Below are 12,476 nucleotides of genomic sequence, written 5' to 3' on the forward strand. Positions count from 1 at the left end.
GAATTCATTATCGGAGCAAACCAGGCAAGAGGAGGGTTTTCTTCACAGCATTTTTTCGATAGCTGAGACGACTGAGTCTACATTTCGGCGGAATTCCAAGGTTTCCGGAAGGAGCGACAGGGCCAGGTATCCGTTGCCTGGCATGTCGAAAAAGTATCCGGGCTGGCCAGTCAACCCGTAGGACCCAATCAGGCGGAGAATCAATTCCTCCTCGTCGATGACCTGGGGAAAGCGCAGCAGAACGTTCCAGCCTCCCTCGGGCCTGAGCAGGGAGACGCTGGACTGTTTTTGGCCCAATATCCGTCTAAGGCTTTCAAGATTGCCCCTGACGCGCTCCCCCACTCGGCTGGTCTGACTGGGAATATTTGCCAGCATGGCTTCCATATCCCTGGTGATCAGAAGACTCATGGGCAGGTAATCATCGGCTATCAGGTCGAGCTGGCGCTTGGCCTGGGCAACCTGGTCGGCTGGCCCGGAAACCTGGATCCAGCCCACCTTGGCATGGGGAGCTGCCAGGCTCTTCGAGAACCCGTCCAGGGCGAAGGTCAGCACCTGCTTCTCACCGGCCAACCGGGCACGACCCGGCAGGGGATCCAGCGGGTAGTCGAAGAAGACCTCGTCCGCAATGACGGCCACCCCATGCCGCTGACAGAGTTCCAGCAGCGACTGGCGTTCTTCCGGATGAATGTAGGAACCGGTGGGATTGTTGGGGTTGATAAGGACCAGGGCACGGATACGATCGCCATCCGGTCCCTCCAGGGCCTGCCTGACTGTGGCCAGGTCAAGGACCCAGGATCCGTCGTAGGACAGGCGGTATGGGATTGTCCGAACGCACTCCAGTCCGGCGATGGATTCTATGAGAGGATATCCAGGCCTGGGCTCCAGAATGGCGTCACCCGGATCGCAGAGGAGCTTCATCAGCCAGGAATAAGCCTCGGATGTCGATGAGAGCAGGTAGAGGTCATCAGGACTGACCACTCTGCCGCCCTCGCTCTGGCCCAATCCCCGGCGCGCGGTCAGAAACTCAGCCAGGGCCTGGCGGGCCTTACCAGGCCCCCTCGGTTCCGCCTCATAGACTTGCGGCAGGAATGCCGGGGCCAGCCCGAAGCGGGTGGGATTGGAGTCGTTCAGCCTGCCCAGCTTGAGACCATGAGCTCGGGCTTCTGACTCGGCAAGAGCAATGCGATTGGGGCGGTCAGACCCTGTTCGGCGGGAAAAATGCACGATTCTTCAGCCCCTCATCCGATCCAACACCCGCATGAACGCTCCATGCAGGATGGCCGCAGGAAAAGCCCTGCTTCACCCCAGGTGCTTTTGCCGAAGGTCAGCCAGATAGGCGGCGCCTACGATGCCGGCCTGGTTGCGCAGCTTGGCAGCTACGATGGGGGTCTTGATGTCGATGTGGGGCAGGAACTTCTCGCTCATCCGGCTGACACCGCCGCCGACGACGAAGAAGTCAGGGTTGAAGTAGTGTTCAAGCAGGCGGTAGTACTTGGTCAGACGATTGGCCCACTTCTTGTAGCTCAGCTTCTTGCGGTCACGCACCGATGAGGCTGCGTACTTCTCTGCGTCCTTGCCGTCCAGCGTCAGGTGGCCCAGCTCGCTGTTGGGAATCAGCACGCCGTTATAAATCAGCGCCGTGCCGATTCCGGTGCCCAGTGTGGTGGCGATGACCAGACCCTTCTGGCCCTTGGCAGCCCCGTACTGCACCTCGGCGAGACCGGCCGCATCCGCGTCGTTGACAACGCTGACGGGCCTGCCGCAGGCCTTGGAAAGAACCTCTTGGACATTGGTACCCACCCAGGCCTGGTCCAAGTTGGCCATGAAATCCAGCGGCTTGTCAGGCTTGACAGGGGCCGGGAAGGCGATGCCCACAGGCACGTCCGAGGAAACTTCGAAGCGGTCCAATAGCTCCTTGACGACAACCCCCACAGCCTCCGGCGTGGAGTGCTCGGGAGTGAGAATTTTCTTGCGAGGCTCTGCAAAATCCCCGATCGTCAGGTCGACAGGGGCAGCCTTGATGCCGGATCCACCAATATCCACTCCGAAAGCCTGCGCTGTTTCAATCATTGCTGCTCCTTAGCTGATCAAAGATGAGGGTCCGAACCGGCACGGTAGCGATTGTACCCCAAGGCATGCCTCTGCAGCCCTTGGGGGCGGCATAAGCCAGACCAAGCGCGGCCCTTCCACTTGGCTTGTGCCACTACCTGCAGGAAGAATAATTGGGTGGGATAATGAGATTATGACCGAACATACACAGCTTATTGACGCAGTCAACGTGCGCATCACCACTAGAGAATATGACCCCAAGCCCATCGATCCCGACCTGGCCAGGCAGCTGGGCAGCACCCTGAACGCTCTGAACACGTTGAGCGGTCTGGACATGCAGCTGGTCCTGGGCAAGCCCGATGCCTTCGCGGCCGACAACGCCTCCGGCCACCTAGCCAATGCGGCCAACTACCTGGCCCTGGTCGGACCCAAGGACGATCAGGAGAGCTTGGAGAAAGCCGGCTTTTACGGCGAGCGCATGGTCCTTTCCGCCACCCTGTACGGACTGGGGACAGGATGGGTGTCGGGCAGCTGGGACCGTCAGGCAGCCGAACGCCACTGCCGGATCACCCCCAGCCAGTCGCTTTATCTGGTAGTCACCATCGGCTACCCAGCCGATCAGGTCGGCTACGGCAACCAGGACTTCGACAAGCTTTGCCAACGTCAGAGCGAGCATCGAACCTCCAAGAGCTATGAGGAGCTGACCTCAGCCATGAGCGCGCAGGACCGCCGGGATGCTCCGGAGTGGTTCAAAGCCGGCGTGGCTGCCGCCGCCAAGGCGCCTTCGGCCATGAACGGACAGCCGGTGGTTTTCGCCTGGGACAAGGACACAGGCGATGCGATCGCCACCCTGGATCCCTCGGTCGCCTACGGATCCGCAGTCGATCTGGGCATAGCCAAAATGAACTTCCAGATTGGCGCCGGCGGCGGCACATGGACCTGGGGAGACGGAGGCCGTTTCATCAGGTCCTGATCGGGGCTGTATCCCAGTGCTCCGGCAAGGGGACCGTGTAGGGTGATGAACTATGAACAATGGAGCATCATCATCTCAGCCCACCACCGAACCAAGCACTGAAGCTGGTTCGACAACCCTTTATCTGACCCGTCACGGAAGAACGACGGCCAATGTCATGCATCTGATGCAGGGCTGGTCCGATTTCCCTCTCACCTGGCAAGGCCGCGAGGACGTGCGCCAGTTCGGTCGGGGTCTGCGGTCCATTCGCTTCCGGGCAGCCTGGAGCGGCAATCTGAGCCGCCAGTATGAAACGGCCCGCCTGGCCCTTGATATGTCCGGCAACGGAGACCTGCGTGTGGGCGTGGACCCTGACCTGCGCGAGGACAATTTCGGCAGTTTCGAGGGCCGGGACGAGCGCGCCACTCTGGACCAGGTCTGCGCCGCCATGGGTTTTAAGGACTTCGTTACGGCCAAGGCAACTTACGGCAGGAACATCTCCGTCCATATGCAGGACACCTTCCATCGGCTGGATGCCCAGGACGTCCTTTCCGCCGGACTTGAGGAACAGGATCGGGCTGAGACCACCGCCCAGGTCCGCAGCAGGATGATCGCGGTGCTGACGCGCATCGCCCAGTCCGCCATCGAAGAGGGCGGCGGACCGGTCCTGGTGGTCTCCTCCGGCATGTGCCTGCAACAGTTCCTAGTGGCCATCGATGACCACTGCCCCATCCCTGACATGGACAACACCGCTGTCACCAAGGTCATCTACCAGGATGACGGTTTCCATCTGGCAGGGCCTATCGGTTCCATGGAGTACTTCCAAGCAGGAAGTCAGGAAAAGTAGCAGGCAAAACTTTCAGGCGCCCTGTATTTCCCTGGCTGGTTGGCCCTTGAGGGGCTCCATGGGCCTCCAGTCGGGATCGTGCAATATCTGGCGCGAATCCACCCATCCCTTCAGGATGGCAGGGATACCAGTCATGATGTGACTGCGATCAACAGCCAGAAGGCGGATGATTTCCTTGAGAGCTGTTGCCAGGGTCCCCAGGGCGAAAGCCAGAGGCCGATAGTCCCCATGGACCATGAAATACCTGGCCATAAAACCTCGGTTGCGCATGATGTGGTAGCGATTCATATCCGAGGTGGAATTGAGCTGGCGCACCCCGGCAATGTTCCAGTTGGCGATGTTGCGAGTCCGACGCATGACTACATCGGATACGACCACAGGCTGTGTGACCTTGGATGCCAAATACCCATAGATGGTGTCATCCCAATAGATAAAGAAGCGCGGGTCAGGCAGACCGATTTGTTCCACAACTTGCCGGGAGAAGAACCCTCCTTCAAAGCACATGGTGTTCATGGGACGACAGCCCGATGGGCCGAACTCCCCTGGTGCTATCGGGTCTGGAATGCCCAAGGCGGTAAGGAAATGATACTGCCAATAGAAGGGGCCGCCATCATAATCCAGCCGGGAACCCTGCACCACCTGATAGCGTTCACTCCACTTAGCCAGCAGGTCAAGTCCTTCGGGCTCTACTGCAACGTCATCATCCATGACCCAGAACCATTTGGCACCAAGCTCGTATGCCTTGCGCACACCGGCGGAGAAGCCTCCCGCGCCGCCACCATTGTGGTCCTGCGGCAGATACACGACACGATCCTGATTGCCGGAGCCGTCGATGATGGTCCTGCCCCAACGCCCGGTCACACGTTCAGAAAACTGCTCGACCATGGTTCGCGTGTCTGCCGAATGCTCGTTATCCACCACCACAATCCGCCAAGGGGCCTGGGTGAGCTGGAGGATGGAGTCGAACAGGCCTGTCAGCAATTCCTGACGCTTATACGTAACGACGACCATGGCCGCCTTGTTCAAGGTCTTTCCCATGCTCTCCATTGTGGCACTGCCCCGTAACTTTGCCTCTTTTCACAGGCAGCAGATGGTCGCTCATCCTCGGCATCCTCCAGCCTCCTTGCAGCATTGTGAACTTTCGACAACCTCACATTCGTTGTGCAGGCTGCAATGGTTGCATGAAAGGCGGTTGTATTGCCCTCCTGGCGTGTCTGGAAATGCACCAGCAGCAAGAGGGAATTGACCATTCCAAGGACCGCAGCTATATTGAAATCGTCAGTTTCAGGGAAGGTGAAAGTCCTTACTGGCGGTATCCGGCTGAAGGCCGGGAGCCCGCGACCCGCGCAAGCGGTGGATATCGGTCGAAGTCCGAAGCCAACGGTTACAGTCCGGATGGAAGAAACGAGGCCCTCTATGAGCATGCCCAATTCTCATTCACACACCACTGCAAACAAGGACACGCGCTTCAACGATGTCCACTCCACAGGTGCAGGTGGTTCAGGACGCTGGTCGACCAAGCGGATCGCGGTCTACGCGCTCTTCGTAGCCTTGGCCATGGTTCTGAGCTTCTTCTCCTTCCCGATCTTTCCAGCCGCTCCCTGGCTCAAATACGACCCATCAGGCATCGTCGTCCTGGTATGCGGCTTCGCCTTCGGACCGGCGGCTGCCGCCATCATCTCCATACTGGGATTCGTCCCGCACCTGTTCACCAACCCCTTCGGCGCTCTGATCTCGATGATCGTGGCCCTGGCTCTGAGCGTGCCGGCAGCCTTGGTCTACCGCAGGATGCACAGCCGTAAGGGAGCGGTCATCGGAATTGTCTCCGGCGCCATTCTGGGCGTGATCGCAGCCATCCTGTGCAACGTGGTGATCACCCCTTCTACGCGCACATGTCCATGGCCAAGGTGGTCGCCATGATCGTGCCCATCCTCCTGCCCTTCAACCTGATGAAGTTCGCCATCCACGGCGTAGTCACCTTCCTGATCTACAAGCCCATCTCCACACTGATCAACAAGTAGGCCACATCCATGACCCAATCCGCCGTCTTGGATTCAGCGGATTCGAAGACAACGGTCGCCCGGCTCAGCCAGGTCTCCTTCTCCTATGACGGAGGCGAGACCTGGGCCTTGGACCACCTGTCCATGGAAGTGCATGCAGGCGAACATTTGTGCATCCTGGGAGCGAATGGCTCCGGCAAATCCACGCTGGGAAGCATTCTCTCGGGCGCGACGGCACCTGACCACGGCCAGGTCGAGCTTATGGGCCGAGCGGTCTGCTCCGACACCCAGGATCAGGGCCGCCAGATCGACGCTGAGGCTTACCGGCAGGCACGGCGGAGCATCGGTATGGTCTTTCAGAACCCTGAGGACCAGATCGTGACCACCGTCGTCCAGGACGATGCGGCTTTCGGACCCGAGAATCTGGGCCTGCCCCGCCAGAAGATGCTCTCCTGCGTGCCAGCGGCCCTGGAACAGGTCGACTTGCAGACGCGGATGAATGATGATCCCACCCGCATGTCGGGCGGACAGCAGCAACGACTGGCCCTGGCCGGCAGCCTGGCCATGAATCCAGGCATGATGGTGCTGGACGAACCTGGAGCCATGCTCGATGCGGCCGGCCGGCAGGAGATTCAATCGATCCTCTGCCGGCTGACAGCCCAGGGCACAGCTGTCGTCCACATCACCCACCTGCTCGAACAAGCCAGACGGGCTGATCGGGTTCTCGTGCTTGATCATGGGCGCATCGTGGCCTCTGGAAGACCTGATCAGATTCTGAACAGGCAGGATCTGCCTGCCCTTGTTGGCGAACCTGACCAGAATTCGCTGACCCAAAGCAGGGCATCGGATACGGGCGCAAAGACCACAGTCGATGACCACGCTATCCCCATGGTCAAGTTCTCGGATGTCTCTTACAGCTTTCCTGACGCAGGCAGCAAAGCCCTCAGCCAGGTGAATCTGGAGCTCGCTGGAGGACAGACCCTAGCCATTATCGGGCGCAACGGATCCGGCAAGTCAACTCTGGCCAGGCTCATCTGTGCCCTGGCAGATCCCGACAGCGGATCCATCCAGGTGGCCGGCCTGCCCCTGGCCGGACCCGACCGGCCCAAGGCCAAGCATCTGCGACGCCAGAATCTGAAGCTTCTGCGCCAAAGGGTCGGCTATGTCATGCAATACCCCGAACATCAGCTTTTTGCGGATACTGTTAGTCAGGACATCGCCTATGGTCCACACAACCTGGGCTATGGGCCCGAACAGGTGCAGCAGCGGGTGGATGATGCCATGAAGCTTCTGGGCATCGGTGATCTGGCCGACCGCTCCCCCTTCGACCTCTCGGGGGGTCAGCGGCGCCTGGTGGCCATCGCCGGCGTCGTAGCCTGCAGCCCGCAACTGCTGGTTTTGGACGAGGTCACCGCCAGTCTCGACCCCCAGGCCTGCGCACGAATTATGGCATTGCTTCGAGTGCTCCATCAGCGCGGCGTCACCATCGTCATGAGCACCCACGCCGATCGCGAGGCCCTGGATCTGGCCGACCAGACCCTGCTCCTGGAGCATGGAGAAACGCTAGCCTATGGGCCTACTGCCGAAGTCGTGGAGCGCTACCATCAGCTGCTCGCCACAGATGCAGCGGAGAAGGAAGCTGCTGGCAAAGAAACTTCAGGCAGGAAAACGGATCGCACCCAAGCCGACCAGAAACCCTTATCCTTGCTGGCGAGGCTGGACCCGCGAGCCAAGCTGGTGACCTTCCTCCTAGCTATGTTCACCGCTTTCGCCATTTCCACGCCTGCGCAGCTTGTTCTGGCGCTGGTGGTCACTGTAGGCCTCTTTGCCGCCGCCCGGGCACCACTGCATTCCATTATGAAATCAGTCAAGGGCTTTCTGGCCCTCATGCTTCTGCTGGCCCTGTTCAATCTCTTGGTCACTCAGACCGGCCGCAGACTGGCTGCCTGGGGTCCATTCGTGCTGACCACCGGCGGCATTTGGGTGGCTGTACTCTATGCCTGCCGCTTCATGCTGATCATCTTTCTGGGGGCTCTCCTGGTGGAGACCACCACCCCGACACAGATGACCGATGCTTGTGAATCCCTGCTGAGCCCACTGTCCAGGCTGGGCATCCACACCAATGAAATCGCCCTGGTCCTTTCACTGGCTCTGCGTTTCATCCCTACCCTAGGACGTGAGGTTCAGGCCATCGTGGAAGCCCAGGCAGCCCGTGGCGGATCCATCGAGTCCGGCTCGCTCTCGCAACGCCTGCATGCGGCCATGGCTATCACGGTTCCCGTCTTCGCCGGAGCCCTGCGCCACGCTGACAACCTGAGCCGGGCCTTGGATGCCCGGTGCTATGAGGGCAGCCGTCAAGAGCGCACCCACTACCGACTGCTGCGACTGGGCAGGATGGACATCCTGTTCATCGCTCTCATGGCCCTTTACCTGTTGGCCCTGCTGCTGCATCCCCTGTTCTGAGGGGTCCGGCTACGTCAAGCATTTAGGTTCCTTGTTCCTTCAAGGTCAACAAGGCCTTCTTCCACGCCTGGCCTGAGTCGCCGGCCGTTTGGGGTAAACGAACCGTTATACATGGAATGCTGACCTGGCAAACACTGATGTCAATTACCTGCCAATTCCATCGCTGCCTTAAGCCTGATATAAGAGAATGATCGAACCATTCGATGGACTCGTAAGCAAAAGCAAATGCCGAGCTCACACTGCCAATAGAAGCCATGGATTCCAAGTGACGTTTCAGAAACTGCATTACAGATATCGACGCAAATCCCCGGCAGTACAGAATAAGAGGGGTTGGAGCACTGTAATGTGCTCCAACCCCTCTTCAGTCAGCTGCGTCGGGCCTCAACCCTTATCTCAGTCACTGGCAGGCGAACTCTGAGCGGACTGCTCAGAACCTTGACCATCCTGGCTCTGGCTGTCGGCCTCGCCTGCTGGCGGAACATCAGCGTCGGAAGAGCTCACCGAAGCTCCGACCAGTTCAGACTTCTGGTCCTGCTTATCAGCGGAGCTGGCCGCATGACGGGGTCCTTCGAAGGGCTTGCCAGTGAAGGTGAACTCACCCAGGATGCCCTCGCCTTCGGCATCGACCTGGACGGACTCGTTGTCCGTAAGTTCGCCCATGAGGATCTTCTCGGAGACCGCATCCTCGATGTCCCGCTGGATGACGCGGCGCAGAGGCCGGGCACCCAGGAGCGGATCGAAGCCCTTTTCGGCCAGCAGGTCCTTGGCCTTGTCGGTCAGATCCAGGGACATGTGGCGCTCAAAGAGACGATCGTTGAGCTGAGCGATGTCCAGATCGACGATCTGACGGACCTGGGGCTCGGTCAGCTGCTGGAAGACGATGATGTCATCCAGACGGTTCAGGAACTCGGGCCTGAACTGCTGCTTGAGCTCACTGGTCACCTGGTCCTTCATCCGCTGATAGGAGGTTTCGGTGTTGCCGCTCACGTTGAAGCCGGTATTGGCCGCCTTGGCGATGTCGCGGGTTCCCAGGTTGGTGGTCAGGATGATGATGGTGTTCTTGAAGTCCACCATGCGACCCTGCCCATCGGTCAGATGGCCGTCGTCCAGCACCTGCAGAAGGGTGTTGAAGATGTCCGGGTGAGCCTTCTCGATCTCGTCGAAGAGGACTACAGAGAACGGCTTGCGCCTGACTTTCTCGGTCAGCTCGCCGCCCTCTTCGTAGCCCACGTACCCCGGAGGGGCGCCGAAGAGACGAGAGGTGGAGTACTTCTCCGAGAACTCGGACATATCCACCCGGATCAGGGCATTCTCATCGTCAAAGAGGAACTGGGCCAGAGCCTTGGCCAGCTCGGTCTTGCCCACGCCGGTGGGGCCGGCGAAGATGAAGGAACCTGCGGGACGCTTGGGATCCTTGAGACCCACACGGGTGCGGCGGATGGAGCGGGACAGGGCGGAGACGGCCTCGTCCTGGCCGATGATCCGCTTGTGCAGCTCCTTCTCCATGCCCAAGAGCTTCTTGGATTCGGCCTGGGTCAGCTTGAAGACCGGGATGCCGGTGGTAGAAGAGACCACCTCGGCGATCACATCCTCGTCGACAACCATCTTGACGTCGGACTCGCCCTCGTGCCAGGCCTGTTCCTTCTCCTTGCGCTCGGCCTCCAGCTTCTCCTGGCTGTCGCGCAGCTGAGCGGCCTTCTCGAAGTCCTGGTCCTTGATGGCCTGATCCTTCTGGGCGGAGATGCGATCCACCTTGGCGTCCAGCTCCTTGAGCTCCGGCGGGGCGGTCAGCCGCTTGATGCGCAGGCGTGCGCCGGCCTCATCGATCAGATCGATAGCCTTGTCAGGCAGGTTCCTGTCCTGGATGTAGCGTGCAGAGAGCTCAGCCGCCGACTGCAGGGCCTTGTCAGTGATAGTGACATGGTGGTGATGCTCATAACGGCCACGCAGACCCTTGAGGATCTCGATGGTCTGGGCGATGGTGGGCTCGGAGACCTGAATGGGCTGGAAGCGCCGCTCCAGGGCCGCATCCTTCTCGATGTACTTGCGGTACTCGTCGGTGGTGGTCGCTCCGATGGTCTGCAGCTCGCCGCGGGCCAGCAGGGGCTTGAGCATGTCAGAGGCGCCCAGGGCCCCGTCAGCCGAACCTGCGCCGACGATGGTGTGAATCTCATCGATGAAGAGGATGATGTCGCCGCGGGTCTTGATCTCCTTGAGCACCTTCTTCAGGCGCTCCTCGAAGTCGCCCCGGTAGCGTGAACCGGCCACCATGGAACCCAGATCCAGCGAGTAGACCTGCTTGCCCTTGAGGGTCTCGGGAACATCGCCCTCATGAATCTTCTGCGCCAGGCCCTCGACCACAGCGGTCTTGCCTACACCGGGCTCTCCGATCAGCACGGGGTTGTTCTTGGTCCTCCTGGAAAGGACGACCATGACCCGCTCGATCTCGTTGGCCCGGCCGATGACCGGATCCAGCTTGCCTTCCGCAGCCTCCTGGGTCAGGTTCCTGCCGAACTGGTCCAGAATGGCCGAACCGGTCTGTCCACCCTTGTTGGAAACGCCGCCGGCATTGGCCAGATCGCCCTTGCCAGCGTCGCCGCCCTCGTGGTTGCCGCGAATCATGTCAATAGTGGCGGTCCGCAGATCGCCCAAGTCCACACCCATCTTGATCAGCACCTGGGTGCCGACGCCCTCACCCTCGCGGATGAGTCCCAGCAGAATGTGCTCGGTGCCAATGTAAGAGTGACCCAGCTGGAGCGCCTCGCGCAGTGACAGCTCCAGAACCTGACGGGCGTGCGGGGTGAATGGGATATGCCCATTGGGAACCGCATTGCCCTTACCGATCATCTCCTCAACCTGTTTGCGGGTGGCATCCAGTTCCACGCCCTTGGAGGCCAGGGCCTTGGCGGCAACACCGTCACCCTCCCTGATCAGGCCCAGGAGGAGGTGCTCGGTGCCGATGTAATTGTGCTGCAGGGTGCGGGCCTCTTCCTGCGCCAGCACAATCACCCGCCGCGCACGGTCGGTAAACCGTTCGAACATACTTGTCCTTCCCTTTGATCCGTAATTCACTCTACAGATTTACGGTGACGTTTATTCTCGGCCCGCCGGTGATTGCGCTCTGAACGCAACGAGGCCTTGGAATCAGTCCTCTGAGCCGTCTTCCGACTGCATCTGCTCCATGAGTTCCACCTCTGAGCGCTCCTCGCGTGGCTTCTGCCTGACCACGTCAATATGAAGATCGTCATAGGCCGGCTGGGACTGGACCCAGAGATGGGACTCCTCCTGGGGCTCGATCTCGGAATGCTCGCCGCAGCCATGATCCAGGGAGACCACGCGCCCGTCGTCCGGGCTCCATCGGTTGGCGCAGACGCCAAACATGGTCCCCAGATCGCCTGCCAGGGGAATCATGAAGCCACAGGTCTCGCAGGCCTTGCCCTTGGCCGTCCTGGTCGACAGGGACTTGGGACCGTGCTGACCCTCGTACCAACGTTTGGCGGTCGCTGTCCTGGCCTCGGCCGTCATCACGTGTCGGCGGGTCAGAGCGAAACGGTCGACGGCCTCATCCAGGTCATCGGAAGAGGTCTGTGCGCCGAGGGGAATCAGATCATTCGACTCCTGCTCGTGAACGTCTTTTTCTTCACTTGGGCGGTCTGCCGGGCGGAAGACCACGCCGTCAGTCTCCTGATCGGACCCATCACCAACAAGGGGACTCGATTCTTGCTGGCCTTCTTCATCATCTGCGGGGTTATCATCTTCGGGGCTCTGCTGTACTTGAGAATTCTGATGGCTGGCTTGCGCTGGCTTGTATCCGGCTGTCAGCCTGGGGTCGTCGGGCTCGGTTCCCATGGCATCGGTCACGCTCAGATCCGAGGGCAGCAGGCGGTCCTTCCAGGGAACCCAAGCGGGCGGCTGCAGGGCCGCATCTGTAGGCACCAGAGAGGATTCATCCACAGTCCAGGTATCGGCATCCTCGTCACGGTAGAGGGTGACCGACCACTGCCAGCCCTCATAGCCCTTGATGGCCGAGGCGAACCGGTAGTCCCAGACTCCGTCGCCAATCAGGGTGCGGCCGACCAGCCCACCGACCTCATCGCTGTCGGCGGCCACGCTCAGAGCCACTCGCCTAGCCAGTTCCTCAGGATCCAGGTCCTCTTGAACCATC

Annotated in this window: 8 protein-coding genes, 1 pseudogene and 1 riboswitch; of the genes and pseudogenes, 4 read left to right on the forward strand and 5 right to left on the reverse strand. The window is 60.3% G+C overall.

Annotated features, from left to right (window positions below; translation table 11 throughout):
• Positions 1–42: 42 nt before the first annotated feature.
• Positions 43–1,224 (reverse strand): pyridoxal phosphate-dependent aminotransferase, encoded by a 1,182-nt coding sequence (locus tag RAM15_RS05210; protein ID WP_306221052.1) that lies wholly within the window; start codon positions 1,222–1,224, stop codon positions 43–45.
• A 75-nt stretch (positions 1,225–1,299) separates the two neighbouring features.
• A complete protein-coding gene (gene ppgK, locus RAM15_RS05215; protein WP_024626544.1) occupies positions 1,300–2,070 on the reverse strand; it encodes a polyphosphate--glucose phosphotransferase in 771 nt (256 codons plus the stop codon).
• A 172-nt stretch (positions 2,071–2,242) separates the two neighbouring features.
• On the opposite strand from ppgK, the gene RAM15_RS05220 reads away from it, so the two are divergent.
• Together RAM15_RS05220 and RAM15_RS05225 are read left to right on the forward strand one after the other, a co-directional pair.
• A complete protein-coding gene (locus RAM15_RS05220; RefSeq protein WP_306221053.1) occupies positions 2,243–3,022 on the forward strand; it encodes a nitroreductase family protein in 780 nt (259 codons plus the stop codon).
• Positions 3,023–3,074: 52 nt separating this feature from the next.
• On the forward strand, positions 3,075–3,848 hold the full coding sequence (locus tag RAM15_RS05225) for a histidine phosphatase family protein (RefSeq protein ID WP_306221054.1): 774 nt from the start codon (positions 3,075–3,077) through the stop codon (positions 3,846–3,848).
• 12 nt (positions 3,849–3,860) lie between these two features.
• Here the strand turns inward: RAM15_RS05225 and RAM15_RS05230 are convergent, their stop codons facing one another.
• Positions 3,861–4,886, reverse strand: a complete 1,026-nt coding sequence (locus RAM15_RS05230) for a glycosyltransferase (protein WP_306221055.1) — start codon at positions 4,884–4,886, stop codon at positions 3,861–3,863.
• Positions 4,887–5,124: 238 nt separating this feature from the next.
• Positions 5,125–5,259, forward strand: a riboswitch (FMN riboswitch).
• Between RAM15_RS05230 and RAM15_RS05235 the strand changes: the two are divergent.
• A pseudogene (locus RAM15_RS05235) lies at positions 5,244–5,869 on the forward strand (ECF transporter S component). It overlaps the preceding riboswitch by 16 nt.
• Positions 5,870–5,878: 9 nt before the next feature.
• Positions 5,879–8,311 (forward strand): energy-coupling factor transporter ATPase, encoded by a 2,433-nt coding sequence (locus tag RAM15_RS05240; RefSeq protein ID WP_306221056.1) that lies wholly within the window; start codon positions 5,879–5,881, stop codon positions 8,309–8,311.
• Between the two features lie 393 nt (positions 8,312–8,704).
• Here the strand turns inward: RAM15_RS05240 and RAM15_RS05245 are convergent, their stop codons facing one another.
• Positions 8,705–11,353, reverse strand: a complete 2,649-nt coding sequence (locus RAM15_RS05245; RefSeq protein WP_306221057.1) for an ATP-dependent Clp protease ATP-binding subunit — start codon at positions 11,351–11,353, stop codon at positions 8,705–8,707.
• Positions 11,354–11,455: 102 nt separating this feature from the next.
• Positions 11,456–12,475, reverse strand: coding sequence for a DUF3027 domain-containing protein (locus RAM15_RS05250; RefSeq protein WP_306221058.1), 1,020 nt, complete (start codon positions 12,473–12,475; stop codon positions 11,456–11,458).
• Position 12,476: the final 1 nt, after the last annotated feature.

It is taken from the genome of Bifidobacterium asteroides (genome assembly GCF_030758775.1).
GTDB classification, from domain to species: domain Bacteria; phylum Actinomycetota; class Actinomycetes; order Actinomycetales; family Bifidobacteriaceae; genus Bombiscardovia; species Bombiscardovia kimbladii.